The sequence below is a fragment of the Aeromonas sp. CA23 genome (genome assembly GCF_002587065.1).
GTDB lineage: Bacteria > Pseudomonadota > Gammaproteobacteria > Enterobacterales > Aeromonadaceae > Aeromonas > Aeromonas bestiarum.
The window spans coordinates 4,958,394-4,976,033 of sequence record NZ_CP023818.1 but is presented as its reverse complement, the minus strand read 5'-3'; the positions used below and the strand labels follow the sequence as shown (position 1 = coordinate 4,976,033).

The 17,640-nt window shown below is 48.1% G+C and carries 13 protein-coding genes and 6 pseudogenes; 12 read left to right on the top strand and 7 right to left on the bottom strand.

Annotated features, from left to right (window positions below):
* Nucleotides 1-25: 25 nt before the first annotated feature.
* Nucleotides 26-942, bottom strand: a pseudogene (locus CK910_RS22875) (IS5 family transposase).
* 254 nt (nt 943-1,196) lie between these two features.
* Here CK910_RS22875 and CK910_RS22870 point away from each other — a divergent pair.
* From CK910_RS22870 to CK910_RS22860, 3 genes are all read left to right on the top strand, one after another.
* Nucleotides 1,197-1,985: a hypothetical protein gene (locus CK910_RS22870; RefSeq protein WP_098984821.1), complete on the top strand. Its 789-nt coding sequence runs from the start codon at nt 1,197-1,199 to the stop codon at nt 1,983-1,985.
* 638 nt (nt 1,986-2,623) lie between these two features.
* Nucleotides 2,624-3,325, top strand: coding sequence for an EAL domain-containing protein (locus tag CK910_RS22865; RefSeq protein WP_098984820.1), 702 nt, complete (start codon nt 2,624-2,626; stop codon nt 3,323-3,325).
* A gap of 44 nt (nt 3,326-3,369) precedes the next feature.
* Nucleotides 3,370-4,374, top strand: a complete 1,005-nt coding sequence (locus CK910_RS22860) for an OmpA family protein (RefSeq protein ID WP_098984819.1) — start codon at nt 3,370-3,372, stop codon at nt 4,372-4,374.
* 842 nt (nt 4,375-5,216) lie between these two features.
* Here the strand turns inward: CK910_RS22860 and CK910_RS22855 are convergent.
* Nucleotides 5,217-5,522 carry a hypothetical protein gene (locus tag CK910_RS22855; RefSeq protein ID WP_098984818.1) on the bottom strand — a complete coding sequence of 102 codons (306 nt, stop codon included), beginning with the start codon at nt 5,520-5,522 and terminating at the stop codon, nt 5,217-5,219.
* A gap of 433 nt (nt 5,523-5,955) precedes the next feature.
* Here CK910_RS22855 and tnpC point away from each other — a divergent pair, with 433 nt between their 5' ends.
* Entirely contained in the window at nt 5,956-7,377 is a 1,422-nt protein-coding gene (gene tnpC / locus CK910_RS22850; RefSeq protein WP_098984817.1) for an IS66 family transposase, read from the top strand.
* A 146-nt stretch (nt 7,378-7,523) separates the two neighbouring features.
* On the top strand, nt 7,524-7,847 hold the full coding sequence (locus CK910_RS22845) for a hypothetical protein (RefSeq protein ID WP_098984816.1): 324 nt from the start codon (nt 7,524-7,526) through the stop codon (nt 7,845-7,847).
* Between the two features lie 104 nt (nt 7,848-7,951).
* On the opposite strand, the pseudogene CK910_RS22840 reads toward CK910_RS22845, so the two are convergent.
* From CK910_RS22840 to CK910_RS22830, 3 pseudogenes are all read right to left on the bottom strand, one after another.
* Nucleotides 7,952-8,530 (bottom strand): annotated as a pseudogene (locus CK910_RS22840) (IS3 family transposase); the annotation flags it as partial.
* Nucleotides 8,531-8,542: 12 nt separating this feature from the next.
* A pseudogene (locus tag CK910_RS22835) lies at nt 8,543-9,436 on the bottom strand (IS3 family transposase); the annotation flags it as partial.
* A pseudogene (locus tag CK910_RS22830) lies at nt 9,432-9,527 on the bottom strand (transposase); the annotation flags it as partial. The pseudogenes CK910_RS22835 and CK910_RS22830, both read right to left, overlap by 5 nt.
* Nucleotides 9,528-9,888: 361 nt before the next feature.
* Between CK910_RS22830 and CK910_RS22825 the strand changes: the two are divergent.
* From CK910_RS22825 to CK910_RS22795, 7 genes are all read left to right on the top strand, one after another.
* Complete coding sequence (locus CK910_RS22825; RefSeq protein ID WP_098984814.1) at nt 9,889-10,422, top strand: fimbrial protein; 534 nt, start codon at nt 9,889-9,891, stop codon at nt 10,420-10,422.
* Between the two features lie 218 nt (nt 10,423-10,640).
* Nucleotides 10,641-11,177: a fimbrial protein gene (locus CK910_RS22820; RefSeq protein ID WP_098984813.1), complete on the top strand. Its 537-nt coding sequence runs from the start codon at nt 10,641-10,643 to the stop codon at nt 11,175-11,177.
* Nucleotides 11,178-11,240: 63 nt separating this feature from the next.
* Nucleotides 11,241-11,990 (top strand): fimbrial biogenesis chaperone, encoded by a 750-nt coding sequence (locus CK910_RS22815; RefSeq protein ID WP_098984812.1) that lies wholly within the window; start codon nt 11,241-11,243, stop codon nt 11,988-11,990.
* Between the two features lie 55 nt (nt 11,991-12,045).
* The gene (locus CK910_RS22810) at nt 12,046-14,610 is read left to right on the top strand and encodes a fimbria/pilus outer membrane usher protein (RefSeq protein ID WP_157774672.1); all 2,565 of its coding nucleotides are present in this window, start codon (nt 12,046-12,048) and stop codon (nt 14,608-14,610) included.
* Between the two features lie 11 nt (nt 14,611-14,621).
* Nucleotides 14,622-15,707, top strand: a complete 1,086-nt coding sequence (locus tag CK910_RS22805) for a fimbrial protein (protein ID WP_098984810.1) — start codon at nt 14,622-14,624, stop codon at nt 15,705-15,707.
* The gene (locus tag CK910_RS22800) at nt 15,674-15,973 is read left to right on the top strand and encodes a fimbrial protein (RefSeq protein ID WP_098984809.1); all 300 of its coding nucleotides are present in this window, start codon (nt 15,674-15,676) and stop codon (nt 15,971-15,973) included. Before CK910_RS22805 ends, CK910_RS22800 begins: the two co-directional genes overlap by 34 nt.
* A gap of 2 nt (nt 15,974-15,975) precedes the next feature.
* Nucleotides 15,976-16,734, top strand: coding sequence for a fimbrial biogenesis chaperone (locus CK910_RS22795; protein WP_098984808.1), 759 nt, complete (start codon nt 15,976-15,978; stop codon nt 16,732-16,734).
* 157 nt (nt 16,735-16,891) lie between these two features.
* Here CK910_RS22795 and CK910_RS23980 read toward each other — a convergent pair.
* Together CK910_RS23980 and CK910_RS22790 are read right to left on the bottom strand one after the other, a co-directional pair.
* Nucleotides 16,892-17,017: pseudogene (locus CK910_RS23980) on the bottom strand (IS1595 family transposase); the annotation flags it as partial.
* A 221-nt stretch (nt 17,018-17,238) separates the two neighbouring features.
* Nucleotides 17,239-17,621, bottom strand: a pseudogene (locus CK910_RS22790) (IS110 family transposase); the annotation flags it as partial.
* Nucleotides 17,622-17,640: the final 19 nt, after the last annotated feature.

Sequence of the window (17,640 nt, the reverse complement as noted above, 5' to 3'; positions counted from 1 at the left end):
CAACTGCCCCAGCCCCAAATGACCGTTACACTCGGGGCTTTCTGACAGGCAGACCAAGGGCATTCAGTTTGTTCATCGCACACACGTAGGCCATGATCTCTCCCACTTGGCCGTTGTAGTTACGCAGACTGATTTTGCCCGTCATCAACAGCTTGAACCGATACATCGCCGTCTCTGCCAGCGAGCGCGATGATATCCCGACATCTTCTTCCAGTGCGCCAGCCCTTCCTTGCGCATCACCAGTACAGCCTCATTTCTTGGGTGTCCCTTTTTCCATAACCCCGCGTTCTTGCGAGGCGGGATACAGGCTGTCGCCCCTTTGCGCGAGATAAGCTGATGGCTGGCTTTGCTGTCATAGGCGCCATCCGCATAAACATGTCCCAGCTTACGCCGCAGAGGGTTGAGCAAGGTGGGCAATACCTCGGCATCATGGACATTTTCCAACGACACTTCCGCCGCCACGATATCATGGGTCACCGGGTCTACCGCCAGATGCAACTTGCGCCAGACTCGCCGCTTCTCAGCACCGTGTTTTCTGACCTTCCACTCGCCTTCACCAAATACCTTGAGGCCAGTCGAGTCGATAACCAGGTCGGTGATACGCCCCTTACAGGGCTGCCGATAGGCCACTTTCACCGTACGGGCTCGTTTGCTGACACAACTGTAGTCCGGTGCGCACAGCGGCACATTCATCAACTCGAACAGGGAGTCGAGTAGTCCCTGAGTGGCCCGCAGAGTGAGGTTGAAAATTCCCTTGAGCATCAGAAAGGTTGAGATGGTCTGGTCGGTGTAGAGTTGGCTACGGCCCCGCCGCCCATGATGGTCGTGGTGAAACCAGTTGCTCATGGCCTCGGCATCAACCCAGAAGGTGAGTGAACCACGGTTAATCAAAGACTTGTTGTATTGAGGCCAGTTGGTGATGGAGTGAAGCGACGTGCCCATGATGCAGACTTGAAGGGGATGGTGGTGATCAGATCACCGAATCCTCAGTTAGTTCCATTCAAGCTGCATCGATTTGGGAAACAACGCCACAAAGGAGACAATCCCATTAACAACGCCCACGTTAGCCGGAATTGCTGTCCCACTTAGCCGGGATGCTCATCTGGCTGACATTTCGGAAATTTCTTGCTTTTTTAGGCTGAAATTATCTGTAGCCTGTCTAGATATACAAAAATATTCAACAACAAGGGGTTGTAATGAATAAGGGACGACGAAACGTTACGTTAGGATTACTAGGGGTGCCAGCAGTGGCAGCCCTTATCGGATGTAACAGCAGCAATGATAGCAAGGCTATAGAGATGAATTTTCACAAACTTCTAACCGCGAGGCTAACGGCTGAACTGAATGATGAGAGTGTGGCCAGTAAGCTGGAACCATTTATAGAGGAAGCTTGCTTTAATATGCTGCCACCGTTTATTGTGATATCTCGTGCGAGCAACCTGATTGCATTTGCTTTTGGTAACCGTCCAAATGACTCCGGAAACCCTAATGAATTAGCAAAACCCGGACCAATGAATGAGAGTTTAGCAGCTTGTTGCGCTGCATTATATCGACAAAAGGCCATGCCCATGTATGTCCAATGGGAAATTGCGCGTTATCTTGATTCAGCCCATTATCCAGATATTCCTGCCAGGGATGTTATCTCCATCGAACCCCGCTGGGATGATAGCGGTAAATTGATATATTTGAGTACTGATGGAGTGGTGCTGGATATTATCTCAGAATATTTTGGCAGCGATCCCGTAGCACTAGGGACAACGGTTATCATTGGGCATAGGGATCATATTAAGCGTTGTGTCATGACTTGCCGATCGCGCAAGGTAGATTGTTATGCGCCTGAGGGAATTGAGCTGCCAGTTTGGTATGATGAACAGTCCGCGCAGCCGTGGACACGGCGTAGGGAACTCTATGTTCTTCAGGATATTTCAGCCCAATTAATGATGATGTCTCAGGCTAATATTGCCAACGCCTATCCGAATGGATGATGGTTGGCATTGTGGCGGATATATAATTATACGCAGGGTCAAAAGGTTACTGTGGGAGTAAGGGGTTGGTGTGCGTTGATGTGGGTAAATAGTCCGCATAAATTAAGTCACTATATATTAATCGGTGTGCTTAATTCGTTCTTGAATACTTGGGTGTTTTGTTCTTGGGTTATTACTCGACACCAAGCCAGATAATCTTTCAGATAGGCAATGCCGACGCCGTGAAATTTTGCCATACATCTGTGCCTATGGCTCATGTAGTTATTTAGGGGCTAGAGATTGTCATCTGTGCAGAGGATTTTCCCATTAGTGGGGGCAACCTAAAATAATTATAATACGCCTCCGGAACAGCGCCATCTATTATACTTTCATACAGTCGAGTGTGGGCATTTGCCACGCCATGATTGGGAAAGCTCCTACATACCGAGCAGTGCAATGTTGGCTATAATAATAACAGTTACTTAAGTGAGGAGAGTGGTCATTGTCAACCATATTGTAGTTGCGTTTAGGCAATGCTATTGGTTGAGCGTTGCAATTTTTTGTCGTTAGGGATGGGGCATATTGTCAATAGCATCGATTTATAGCTTACAGAGATACTTTAAGCAAATTATGCGAAATCATACATTATGAGATAAATTATGTTATGTTCAGCTAAAACTGAAAACACCCATCTACACACCATCCCAGTGATGAGAAGCAGATTACAGCCGATTATGTGCTTAAAAAATAGCGAGCAAATCGGCTATGAATTACTGTCCAAAGTGGATGGTGTCGATAACACTGAGCTTTATTTTACCAGCTTAAGCAAGCAAGATATAGCGGTGCTTGTTATGAAGCAGGTATTAATGATGAATCAGGTCAATTTATCACGAGAAGTGGTACGTGGTCGGTGCTTCATAAATGTACGTATCGAGTCGCTTGCTGATAGCAATTTAATAATGTGGATTTGTCGCAACTGTAAAATACCATTATCACTTGAAGTTGATTATCAATATCTTATCCTGAATTCAGATGTGACTAATTATACAGCTAATCTGGCCTTGTTAAGATCTTTCGGACATCAGATATGGCTTGATGATTTTTTGTGTGATTTCAGTCAGCGCTCGAGAGAAACGCTTTCAGTTGTTGATTGGGATGGTATTAAGGTTGATAGAAGTATTCTATGGGACCTATGTTACAACGAAATGGAGCTTCACCATATAGTAAATTGTTGTAGGGGATTTACTGACTGTGTACTAATTGAGGGGGTTGAAACTGATCATCACGTAAAGGTTTGTCAATATGCTGGTGTTGATTACGCTCAGGGATTTCACTGGCTGGATCGGCTATTGTCATCGTAGAGTTGGTTAGTCTAATTATATTAATTAATAATTGCGAGGAACCCATGAAAAGAATGACAGTTATTGTATTGGCTGCACTTGGTACGCACAATGTAAGCTACGCAGGCGAAGATGTATATATTGGCGCGGGTGCTGGCTTTACCCATTTTCATGGTTTAAACAAGATTGAAGGTGTTACTGCAGGAACTGAAGATGCCGCTGCAGCAAATGCGTTTGTAGGATATAACCTCAATGATTACTTAGGCGCTGAACTTGGCTATGTCTATGCCGGTCGAGGCAATACCGATGGCAACCGCTTTGAGAACCAGGGCGGAACATTATCATTGATTGGACGAGTTCCACTTATTGGTGACCTGTCATTGTTTGGTGAAGCTGGTGGTTATTGGGCCCATACTGATGGCTTGGGTACTAAAGATACAAAAGTGTCATCCTTGTTTGGTGCGGGTTTGACATATCCGGTCTCTGAGTCGTTTGATGTACAAGCACGCTGGCGCTACATGAGCGATGTGAGTGACTTGCACTCTACCTCGCCAGATGCTCGTATGAAGATGAATCAGAATATGACGACGTTGGAAGTCGTTTACCATCCGTTTCGAGGTGAGTCTGCTTCGGTTCCTGTCGAGGCTCCGGTTGTTATCCATCAGCCGGTTCCTGTAGAAAAAACCTTCCAACTTAGCTCTGATGTTTTATTCTCATTTGGTAAATCAGACTTGAAGCCAGAAGGTATTATTGAATTAGGTAAGATGTATGAACAGTTGATTGCGATCCAGCCTAAGGACGGTAAGGCCATTGTGATCGGATATTCTGATCGAATTGGTTCTGATGCGGTGAATCAAAGAATATCAAGGGAGCGAGCCGAGGCCGTTGCCAGTTTCTTGGTATCTAAAGGCTTTCCATCAGGAAAAATTAAGACTGAAGGGCATGGCGCAACAAATTCAATCACTGGTAGTGAATGTGATGGACTAACATCTAAGGCCAAGCAAGTATCCTGCTTAGCCCCGGATCGCCGTGTTGAAGTTAGCGTGACTGGTGTTGTCGATGAGAAGTAATAATGAGTAGGGATTTCTCAGGAGACATGGATGCCTCCATTTGCATACCGATTCAGTCAAATACAACTATCTAAACTAATTATACTTATTGACATCTAGTCTGGTGCTGACAGTTGTGCACCTTGAAAAGACCTATTGTATAAATAAGCTTTCCACCGCATCAGTTATATGGTTTATATGAATTAAGGTAGTTTCACAATATGCCAATGCAATAATAAATACCATAGCGACATTTGCATCTGCCTCTTGGTTGTATACTAATATTTTCGTGAGTCCGCATCATATATGATTATATGAAAATATAGGTCTTACAATATGAATGGACTTCCAAAATGCCTGTGTTGGCACATTGGCTATATGATATGAAAAGAATGGTCTCCGTAAGCGAGGCTGCTGATTTTATGAGGGCAATGCCAAGTGGAATACGCTGGTACATTAAGTCCATGCAAAAGTGTGAAGATATATTATCAATAACTTTACAGTATACGGATGGCAGTATTGTTGGTATTGAAGTGCTTAATATAATTCCCTATAACCATATTCCAGGTAGGATGCCGAAAATCAGCCTCGGTGAGGATGACATTGAAATAGGCATCATGCAAAGCTTAGTGTTACTGAAATCTGGCAGGTGCTATTGCGTTCTTCGTGGACACAGTTATCGTTTAAACGATGATCATTCTTGGATGTTTTAAAATTACCAAACCATTTGATATCAAGATGGTCATCGGTTCTTCGCAACGTGATGAGGGCTGGATATGAAAATGGCAGGCGCGATTATTGTGTATTCAATGCCAGTCAGCTTTAATGAACTGGCATTGTCCCTTTAGATAAGTTCTGAACACTTATCTGTATTCTACCGTGACAACGACTTCTCCTTTGTCCTTGTTTATCCACTGTTTGGATACGGTATATGTGTTTGATGATGGTGGTGACTTAACGTCAAGGGTAGTCAGCCGAAATTCGGTCATCTGATGTTGCTGACCGGAACCGCAACTCACTTGCAACTTGCTGGGTTGCTGATCAAGCAGGCATGTTTCCTGCACCACTGCACCGTAAAAGTTGATTCGCCCAGTGTTACTTGCTGAAGCGATGGCGTCCTGTGTCACGCCAACAGTGGCCAAGGCCAACATCATATAGGTAACGTTCATCTAGACCTCCAGATTGTCTCATCACTTTCCCTGGATTGCTTATGCAATCACAGTATTAGTATCGACAAAATCAGGTGTTACATTAGACAATATTTGAATCGCAGCAGGGACATACAGCGGGCGTTGCACCGTGTTCGGCCAACGCCTGATGAAGTAGATCACGTTGCAGATGGTGCCGAAGGTGTTCCTGAGCGCGTTCCAGTTGTATAGGGTCAAGTTGGTAAAAAGAACCGAAGAAGTGAGGAAAATACTTGGTTATCCATGGCAATCTCCTTACTTAAATAGCCTAAAATGAGTATAACTCTTGCCACCAATACGGCTCTGTAACAGGTAACCGTTCACCGAGAGTGGCTTGACAGGAAAAAAGAGACGATCGTCTCTTGATCCTCCTTTGTCTGTTGTTTGATCCCGCTCGTATTGCATGCTTACTGGCATGACCAAAAAGCTCTCGACACCAGCGGTTAACGCTCTGACTATCGAACAGGCCCACGAGCTGATACATAAGCTGCTGGACCGTATTACCGAGTTAGAGGACCGCCTTAATCAACACAGCGGCAACTCCTCCAAGCCGCCCTCCAGTAATGGCCCTGGCAGCACACCACCTGTTAGGCCGCGTCCGGCTTCCGGTAAAACACGTGGGGCCCAGCCTGGCCACAAGGGTCAGCGGCGCGAGAGCCATTCGCACGATGCCCGTCTGTCCGTGGAAGCTCACTACCCGGCATCGGATTGCCCCTGCTGTGGTGGCAACGTGCTGGCGCATGAGAAACCTTATCGAGCGCATCAGGTGTTTGACCTACCAGAGGTGAGCTACTTCGTTACCGAGCATCAGCTGTTTCGCGCCACCTGTACCCGGTGCATTCACACGGTGGAGGCCGCACTGCCTGACTCGGTCAGCGACACTCAGATGGGCCCGAACCTGCTCAGTTATATCGCGCTGCAAAGTGGTCAGTTCCATCAGAGCGTCACCCAGATACAACAGCAACTGAAGCAACACTTTGGTCTGGTTTTTAGTCGCGGGGCCATCAGCGAAGCACAAGGACGGGTCAGTGCCATGCTGACGCCGACTCACCAGGCCATCAAGCATCAGGTCCAGTCAGCCTCACTTATCCACGCCGACGAGACCCGCCATCAACGGGGTGGTGAGCGGCGCTGGATGTGGATGGCACTGAGCAAGATTGCAGTCTGCTTCATGACCGCCTACGGCCGTGGTATCGATGCCGCCAAGCGCCTGCTGGGGTCAGAGCTGGCCGGCGTGCTGGTGACGGACCAGTATGCTGGCTACCGGTTTGTCGATGCGAGTCAGCGCCAACTCTGCTGGGCCCATGTGCTGCGCAACGTGGCCGCCATCGCCCAGAGTGGTGAGCTGGTTAATCAGCCGATTGGCGCCAGGTTGGTACTGCTGGCCAACAGTGTCTTTCGGGTTCGCCATCGCTATGAGAATGGGGCCTTGAGCAGAGAGCGCTATCAACACCGGCTCAGGCGTTATCGGCAGAGCTGGTTAAAGCAGTTAGAGCAAGGAGGGCTGCTTCGCTCGAAGCGCTATCGGGGGCGCTGCGAGTGGCTCATCAAGGATGACGAGATGCTGTGGCGGTTTATGAGTGATGACGATATTCCGCTGACGAATAATGAGGCAGAGCGAGCGCTGCGCGGCTATGTGCTGTGGCGCAAAGGAAGCTACGGCGTATGCTCACATCGTGGCGAGTTGTTTCGCCAACGTATCCTGTCGTTGGTGGAGACGGCTAAACGCTTGGGACGTTGTCCCCAGGAGTGGCTGCGCACCATCGTCAAAGCCTGCATCGAGAAAACGGATTACCCCATCCCCACTGAGTTGTGTGTGTCAAGCCCCTGCCGGTGAACGGTTACCTGTAACAGCGCCTCACCGAGAGAGCCAAAAATGACAACTGCATGATCAAACTCACAAACATAGGCTTTATGCATGGAAATGACCAATATACGATGTTAGGTTAATAACAAATCAATCAATAAAAGAAGAGGCGAGCGATGCAAATAAGTGTCATAGAGAAAACGTTCAAGCTTGCAGGGGATGATGGCTTGAAAGCTCAATTTACCTTTATCACATCTGGCACTGTACACATATGGTTTCAGGAAACAGGCCTCCAGATGGAAGCCCATCACAATCATCTACGCATGCAAAACAACACCCTGATTTATACAGATGGACTTAATCATGGTCAACACCGTGCCCTTTGGGCTTTGACCGTGCACGATGAAGACATCACGGAATTCAAAGAAGTTATGTCACTGCTTAAGCCACAACCTCATCGTAAAAACATGCCTAAACGAAAACATTGGGCTGTAGCTTAAGCCGTGCTCCACAGACAACCATTTCTAATGAATGAAAAAATAGGCGTGATGTGATGTTTGGGGGCTACGGCCCCCATTTTATGGGGTTGATAGAAAAGACATATGGCGGTGCGAAAGTCCTGCCATTCACCACCGGTAAACTGGCTGCCCTGATCCGAATGCACCAGTACCGGCTGCTTGGGCTTGCGCCGCCAGACGGCCATCAATAACGCATCCACCGCCAAGTCTGCCGTCATGCGTGACTTCATCGCCCAGCCGACGATCTGGCGAGAGAACAGGTCGAGCACCACCGCCAGGTACAGCCACCCTTCTTGAGTACGGATGTAGGTAATGTCAGTCACCCAGGAGAGGTTGGGGGCTGGCACCTTAAACTGACGTGCCAGCGTGTTTGGGGCAGCCTGCGGGCTCTTGCCTCCATAATGCCCCTTGCGGCGTTGATAGCCCGTTTGCGAACGCAGCCCTTCCCGCCTCATTAATTTGGCCACACGGTGCTTGCCGCAGGCTTCCCCTGCGTCACGAAGGTCGCGATGGATCTTGCGATAGCCGTAGACAGCACCACTTTCCAGCCAGGATTGCTTGACCAATCCTATCAGTCGTTCGTCCTCCTGCTGGCGTGGCGATACGGGCTGTTTCAGCCACGCGTAGAAGCCACTTCGGTGAACCCCCAGGGTCTGGCACAGGGTAACGTGTAGTTGTCAACTAAATCCGGACACTTGGTTAGGCCGAACTTCGGCTTTTGCAGGCGGTATCCCGTCATTGTGTTGATGTGGACGCCGCCAGTTGTAGTAATCCATCAGGTAATAACTGATATCCCGCTTTGCTTCCCGCAGGCTCATGTATCCCGTTGCAGGAAGCCACTCTGACTTCAGGCTTCTGAACAATCGCTCCATCGGGGCGTTATCCCAGCAATTACCACGACGACTCATGCTCTGGGTCATGCGATAGCGCCACAGTCGTTGCCGAAATGCCCGGCTGCCATATTGGCTGCCCTGGTCAGAGTGAAACCGCACGCCAGATGGGCAACCTCGTTGCTGATAGGCCATTTCCAGTGCTTTTATTGCCAACTCTGCATCAGGTTTGTCAGACATCGCCCAGCCCACGACCCGCCGGGTATGCAGGTCGAGCACTGCGGCCAGGTAATGCCAACGACCACCGGCCCAGACGTAGGTGATATCGCCACACCACACCTGATTGGGTTGCGGGACATCAAATTCGCGGGCCAGCAGATTGGGAATATCCGGCCGTTCAGACTGTGCCACCTTATAACGGTGTGCGCCCGGCTGCCTGGATGCCAGCCCAGCTTCCTTCATCAGGTTACGTACTTTGAATCTGCCAATCTGATACCCCAATTCCCGCATCATCGACATCAAGGCGCGGCTGCCTGCCGAGTTCCTGCTCTCTTTGAACAACCGGCGCAACTCGCTGCGTTGCTGTATCCGCTCACGGTTAATCGTCCGCTTGCGAGCCAGATAGTCGTAAAAACAGGAAGTGGGAACATCGAAAGCGCAGCAGACCAGGGTGATGGGGGCTTGCTCTCTTAATTGGTCTATCAGCGCGTACGTGTGAACTCGTCCGTCATCAAGAGAGCACTCGTGCAACGTCAGCCACCGGCCGTCCGCGCTCGGCGATTTGTTTAACCGCTTCGATTTTGAATGTTTCTGGATAACGCTGACGGGTCATAACACCTCCTTAATAGTTGCCTCATTTTAAGGCTGTGAGGTGTCTAGGAAACTGGGGGCGATTCAGGGCGACCATCCCATTACCAACGCCCGAAAGATCCTGTAAAAGATCCTGTATAGGAACAGCCATTTACACAGAAAGCTTACAATGTTCGCTTGCATGACCCACTCTGGAGTCGCACATGTCACACACGTCCAGTGGGCATTGCTTACTTCCTGTGTCGCTTTCATCCTCTGTGTCTTACAGATCGATCAGACGGGGCCTGCTGACTGGCTGCGAAAATCATTGCTTAATAGCATCGCCAACAAAATGAGTTGGCAGGCCAAAAATCAAAAAATTAAGTCTTTAGTGAGGGTTTTATATGTCAGTAGCAAAAATGAGTGCAATCGCCGCTGTTGTTGTGATGTCTGCATCTATGAATGCCAATGCTGCCAGCAGCAACACTATCCAGTTTCAAGGTGAAGTGACTGAACAAACTTGTAGTGTGGCTGTGAATGGCCAAGCTTCTACACCAACCGTATTACTGCCTACCGTCTCCATTGGTGAGCTGACCGTGGGACAAGCTGCCGCCAAAGATACTCGTTTTACCATCGGTCTGACCGGTTGTTCCGCGCCTGCTAGTGCGCAGAATATCAAGACTGTATTTGTCGGTAACAATCTGACTGCTGAGGGTCGTCTGGGTAATACTGGTACTGCAACAGGGGTTAGCCTCCAGATTGTGGATCCTAAGGATGGTGTTCAACTTGATTTGAATGGCGCAGGAATCCCGGGTCTTGTCCTTCAGCCTGGGGAATCCGCTGCTTCATATGATTTTGCCGTTAAGTACTTTGCAGATGCAGCGCCCACCGCTGGTTCTGTGCTCGGTAGCCTGCAATATGCAGTTTCATATCTTTAATTTTTAATAGTTCAGTATCCCCGCCCCCCCCTGCTGCTAAAATAAATACCTTTGGCGAAGGGGGGGGAGTGAAAAGCATAATGTTAAAAGCATTATCTTTTATGCTTATTCTATTCGCTGAAAATATATAAAAGTGAAAGCGTCAGTTGATGATTGTTGGACGTAATTGCTTTTTATAATGAATGGGATAATCGACAACAATATTAAGTGGGGGAGTTATGTCAGTAGCAAAAATAAGTGTAATGGCCACTGTTGTGGTTGTTTCTGCATCTATGAATGCCAATGCAACAAGCGGTAATACTATCCAGTTTATAGGTGAAGTGTCGGAACAAACCTGTAGCGTGACTGTGGATGGTCAATCTTCTACCCCGGTCGTCGTATTGCCTAACGCTACAGCCGAAGAGCTTAAAGCTTTAGGGGATACTGCTCATTTGACACGGTTTACCATCGGAGTGACCGGTTGTGCCGCGCCAGTTAGTGTGCAAAATTTCAAGACCTTGTTTGTCGGTAACAATCTTACTGTTGATGGTCGTCTTGGTAATACGGGTACGGCTGGGAATGTTACCCTGCAGGTTGTCGATCCTGATGCTAGCACCATTCAGCTTGATTTGACTGGCAAGGGAATCCCTGGGCTGGTACTTCAGGCAGGTGAAACTGCTGCCTCACATGATTTCGCCGTGCAGTACTATGCAGAAGGTCGGGCCTCAGGTGGTTCTGTACTGGGCAGTCTTCAATATGCAGTTTCATATCTTTAATAATTAAGCCAGCCCCCTGTTGTTTAGATAAATATTCTTTAGTGACGGGGGAAGGAGAAATAAATGAAAAGCACGAAATTAATAACATTATTTTCCTTGCTTTTATTTTTACCGCTGAACATGTCAGCAGCATATGCCAGCGTTGTAATGTCGACCACACGAGTAATCTATAATGAGGGCGTGAAGTCTGCCTCTATCCAGCTTAAAAATAATGACGAGTTTCCATACTTGATCCAGGCTTGGACTGATGAAGGTGATGAATCTTCATTGCCGGATACCCAAGGTGGGCCAGTCATTGCGCTGCCATCACTGTTCAAGGTTTATCCCAAAGCGGGGCAGAGCATTAGAATTGTTATCGATAATGCGAAACTGCCAAAGGATAAAGAGTCGGTCTTTTTTCTCAATGCATTACAGATCCCGGCGCAGAGCAATAGTGATGCATCCAGAAATAAAATGGTCGTGATGGTCAAGAACAGAATTAAAGTGTTCTATCGGCCAAAGAGTATCATGGGAAGTTCTGATCAGGCGGGTGAGTCGCTTTCCTTCTCGATGGGGGTGAATGCCGGGCGACCTGTGCTGGTTGTAAAAAATCCGTCCTCTTACCATGTGTCGCTCTCTCGAGTTGAAGTGCGCAGTGCCGGTGGTAAAGGTGTTACAGTCTTACCCGAAATGATTTCACCGCAATCCAATCGAAACCTTCATTTCGAAAATAAGGTATCTATGCAAGCGAATAAACCGCTGGATATCACCTATTTCTATGTGAATGACTATGGTGCTGAAGTAAAAGCAGTCAAGCATATTAACAATCTTTAATTATCATTGTTGGATTATCAATGATGATGCTTTGATCTTATTGAGGCTCACCAAGATGAATGAATTTAAATTAAACTATTTATATCGTTTAATGTTGGTTGCGATGTGTGGTGTGATCAGTGAGAATGCATTCTCTAGTGAGCATGATAATTTCACAGATACGACCTTTGATGAGAGTTTGATCCTCGGTGAAGTGAGCAAACTCGCCTTCGAAAAAATAAACAATGGTGCCGAGGTTGAACCGGGAAAGTACCTTGTTGATCTCTATGTCAATGGAACTTATTATCGTCAGCTTTCAGTCAGTTTTGATTTGGATAAATCAAAAAGGGTTGTACCGTGCATGCCGCCCAAGCTGCTTATGGACATGGGCGTTGACAAGGCACTCTTCTCATCTGCTGACAGCGGTCCTGGTGATAGTTGCAAGCCTGTCGACCAGTATGTCAAGGGTGCCACTGCCAAGACGGACTTCTCCGAGTTAAGAGTGGATCTTTTGATTCCCCAGGCATCGATGGTGAGAGTGGCCCGAGATAGTGTCGCAGAGGATGACCTCAACGAAGGGGAGACCGTCGGGTTTATAAACTATGACTCGAACTACTACCATTCCAAACTGAAGAATAGCGATTCAACGTATTCATCCACTTACGTCGGATTGAATTCTGGGGTGAATCTTGGAATGTGGCGCATTCGTCAACAGTCTTCTTTCACTAACACGGATAGCAGTACTAGTGCTAGCCAGAGTGACTGGAAGAGTATTAGGACGTATGCACAGCGTCCGCTTGTCAATATTGGAAGTGAGTTGACCATCGGAGATGCGTACACATCAGGGAATCAATTTGGGAGTATCGGCATCAGAGGTGTTCAGTTAAACACCGATGAGCGTATGCGGCCAGCATCACAACGGGGTTATGCACCAACCATTCGAGGCATTGCAAACACCACAGCCAAAGTGGTGGTCAAGCAAAATGGCAAGGAAGTTTATCAAACTACGGTGGCTCCCGGGGCATTTATTATCGACGATCTTTATCCTACCAGTTACGAGGGCGACCTGCTGGTTGAGGTGCAAGAGGCCGATGGCGCTCGCTCATCATTTACCGTGCCATTTTCTGCCGTGCCTGAATCTATGCGCCCTGGACTGTCAAAAGCCAGATTTTCTGCCGGTGAGGTCCGAAGTGTCACTAATTCAGATGCCTGGCTAGCGGAAGGGGTCTATGAACACGGGTTGAGCAATGCGGTGACCGGAAGTACGGGTGGGCGACTCTCTGATGACTATTTTGCCCTTTACACGGGCTTGGTATATTCGAGTGTCGTGGGGGCGATAGGTTCGGATGTCGTCTATTCAAATACCAAACTCTTTGATGAGAGATTGGATGGTTGGCGTTTTGGTATTAACTATAGTAAGACAATGCCCTATACGGGGACCAACTTTGCACTGGCCGGGTATCGATACTCTACGGAAGGTTACCGTGATTTGAGTGATATACTGGGTCTACGTGCGGCACAAGAGAATCACTCGACATGGCAATCGAGCACTTATCAGCAGGATAGTCAGTTCGTGGCCAATATCGGTCAGCCACTCGGCAGTCTTGGCCAAATCTATCTGTCAGGGGCAATCAGCAAATATAGGGATCGAGGTAATGATACGCAGTATCAATTTGGTTACTCGACCTCTTATGCCGGTATTAGTTACAACTTATCGATTGCAAGGCAGAAGATGTCCCTGCCAGAATATGGTCAAACCATATATGGCGGAGTGGGGGAGTCTCAGCAAGCTGATATGACCTCCACTCAAAATATAGCGATGTTGAGCGTGTCAATGCCGTTGGGGAACAATGCTACCTCGCCAGTGCTGTCAATAAGCTCTTCCCGGAATTCGACAGATGACACCTCATCTTATCAGGCCAGCCTAACCGGCACGCTTGGTGAGGAAGATGATGTCAGCTATGGCGTCAATACATCCTATGATACGGCAGGGAATACCAAAACGGCCGGGGTCTCCTTGAACAAGCAGACATCTGTGGCAGCCTTGGGTGGCAGCTACTCGTATAGTGACGATTATTCACAGGTTGGCGCCAGTATACGCGGGGCCGGGGTGATACATGAGGGCGGGGTCACTCTGGCGCCATATCTCAGCGATACTTTTGCCCTGGTTGAGGCGGATGGGGCTCAGGGGGCTCTAGTCACCAATGGTATGGGGGCGTCGATCGACAGCAATGGCTACGCGGTGGTGCCTTCACTGGTACCTTATCGATACAATGATATTGCGCTCGATAGCAATTCATTGATAAGCAACACTACCGAACTGGCGGAAAATAGATCTACTGTCGCACCCTATGCCGGGGCTGCAGTGAAAGTGAAGTTCAACACTGTCACCGGTTATCCCGTGTTGATCAAGCTGGATCATAGCGTTCCGATGGGGGCCGATGTATTTGATAGCAGTAATACGATAGTTGGCATGGTTGGGCAAGGTAGTCAGATATATGCCCGGGTTGGTGATAAGAAGGGCGTGCTTAACGTCAAGTGGGGCGACGGCGAGCAGGATGTGTGCGTGGCCAATTATGATTTAACTGACTTAGACTTGGCACAATCCATGGTCAAGTTGACCTTACCTTGTAACAAGTGATAGGGCTATTTATGTCTATTAACAGAACAAATTTTTTAGCAAGTGTGATCGTGTTAGTCGCATCATCAGGCGTAAGTGCTAATTGTTTTAGGATCGATGGTTCTACTAATCCAGCGCCTTCAAGCAATACGTATCTTGAGCCTGGTATGGGCAATCGCGTTGCGTGGACTGGGTCGACAGACTCTACGGGTTATGTCTCCGGGGTTAGCGTTCCTAATACGATAAATTTAAATAGCAGTGCGTTTCAACCGGATGGAACTATCCTTGCGTCAGGCATCCAAACCATTTATGCAGCTACAGGCAATATACTTGATCCAGAAAGCGTGTTGTTTCGTTGTCAACCAGGCGATGAGAATTCATTATATGAGTATTTTTCCACAAATGGTGATGATGCCCGCAGAGGAATGATCGAAATTGGCACGGCCGCTGGACTTGGAGAAGGTATATATCGAACTGAGGCGCAAGATATTGGTCTTCGCATCACGAACCTGACAACAATGCAAACTCTTTCTAGGTATTACAAAGGTAGGCAACTAACAGGGCTTGATAAAGATAGTCAAGGTTGGACTTTGGTGAAAGCTAAGAATTTTTCAACGCAATTCAAAGTGGATTATATTAAGGTTGCTGGTAGCATTGGTCATACAGGCGACTTTCATTATTATATTGCTCCTAGCGGTTATCTTACCTTTGTCGGTCCTGGAATTCCTTCTAACTATACCGAGGGATCAGATGCGGCAGCCAAATATCTTGGGCATTTTGCTTATTGGCCTGCCAGTTTAGCAAATGGATGGGGTATTAAAGTTCGTCGCGCGGCAACGTGCGCAGTAACAAATGTAACCCCCACCGTCACATTTCCTCCGATCAGTGTCGAGGAGTTGGAATCAGGTGGGGTACGTCAGGTACCCATCGATATTCGCTTTGATTGTCAAACCGGTGCACCGGCCAGTACCGGATTAATTAAGTTTGTGAGTGGTACGAGTTTGAATCAGACCGCCATGGGGATCCTGGTTCAGCCGGCCAATGCCGCAGCAGCACAAGCTGAGGGGTTGGCAACAGGGGGGGGGTGCAATATTTGCTTTCCGATGGTTATGGTGTGAATGCATCGGTAGCCAAGGGGGTCGGAATAGAGATATCTAGGCAGAATGGTGAACCACTGAAGTTGTTGGGTTCTGAGCTGATTGTCGGTGGAGGTAGAGCTGCGGGTTGGTATCCTGTGCTGGAGGACAGTACCAGTAATGGAACGGCCAATGGCGTGACCAACTATTCAAAACAGTTGTCTGCTACTCTTAAAGCGTTACCAAATAAAACACCGACTGCGGGGCGGGTTGCCGCAACCGCCCAGGTCATCATCAAGGTGCAATAGTGATGGCACGATATGTTGTGTTTGCTCTGTTGATGACGTTCGGTCTTGACGCTTTGGCATCGGGCCTTGAGATGAGCTCGTCCAGGATTGTTATAAAAAGTAGTGACCGGGAACGGTCACTACAGTTAAAAAATAGCTATGACTACCCTCTGGTCATTCAATCTTGGGTGGATGAGGGTCACATCAGCGGCTCTCCGGAACTGGCGGTCAATTCACCGATGATTGTGCTGCCAGCGATGTTTCGCCTAAATGCTGGCGAATTGAAAACCCTGCGACTGGTGTCAACCGGTATGTCGTTGGCGAAAGACAGGGAAGAGGTGCGATGGCTCAATATCTATGCCCTGGCGCCCAAGGAGCAGGGCACCGATGCTGATACTAATCACAACAAGCTGAATGTTACGGTAAGGTTGCAAATGAAGGCATTTTTTCGCCCAGCGACGTTGACCGAGCAACCGTCTGAGAGGACAACGCATTTATCATTTTATGATTGCATCGATTCGAAAAAGCAGCACTCCATGGTTATGAGAAATGATTCGCCATATTTTATCTCTTTCTCCCATTTTCAGTTCGAGAGTGAGATAAAAGGGGTTAACCCTAAGGATAGGGCTATCGAGATGTTGCCGCCGTATGAAAGTCGAACCATTGCACTTTCGTCAGATGAGGCTGCGCAGTATTCAAAGATACGCTATAGATGGTTGAACGATGATGGTAGTGGTCTTATTGAAGTTAAAGATATTTTACATCAATGTCCAAAACATTAATTGCTTTCGCTGATGCTATCAGATTGTAAATTTTTGAGCCTGTAAATAATTCTGTGTCAGTGGCTGTTAGTTACTGTTCTAGCCGCTCGCCGAACAGGATCATAAATAGGCTCATTGTTTGCTTCCAGTCCCGTATCGGTATAGTCCATTATTTAGGCTATGTCCCAATTCCGTGTTGCATGGGGTGCCCTAGCGCCTCATGCAAACACGCTTTGATATTCTTCACACCCCTTCAGTAACGCTCCCGCATCCTGCGCCAACCCAGGTAGTTCTTCAAGGCGTGGAAATCGTACAGACCTGTCTCGCCATCACGTCATGATTGCCTGCGCAATCTGTGGTTATCTTCAACACTCGTTGCTATGCACTGTTACTCCATCGGCAGCACATTTATTTCCTGATGTGCAGCCAATATCGTGGAAGGCTCGTATTCATACCGTCTTGCCAACACCAGCATCAAATTCCCGGTCATGGGCGAGCAGCGCCCAGACGATACGGGCATTCTTGTTGGCGGGCGCGATGCGGCGCCAACACGGCTAACTGCTCACTGCTTTTAATTGGCACAAAGCGCATGGTGGGTCGAGTGACCGCTTCGCAAATAGCCTCGGCATCCGCCGCGTCGTTCTTGTTGGTCTTCACATAAGGCTTAACAAATTGGGGAGCCATCAGTTTCACCGTATGTCCCAGCCCTTGTAGTTTGTTGGCACCAGTAGTGTGTGTTACCGCAGGCTTCCATACCAAAATCAGGTAAGGAGAAAGGTTGGCAAATAAAGGGGGTCATCTGGTCCCGCTTGAGCGGCTTCTTCAGCAGCACTTTGCCACGCTCATCCACGCCATGAACCAGCAGGACATTTTTTGGCCAAGTCGATGCCACTCGTGGTAATTTTCATAGCGGTCGCCTCTCTACAG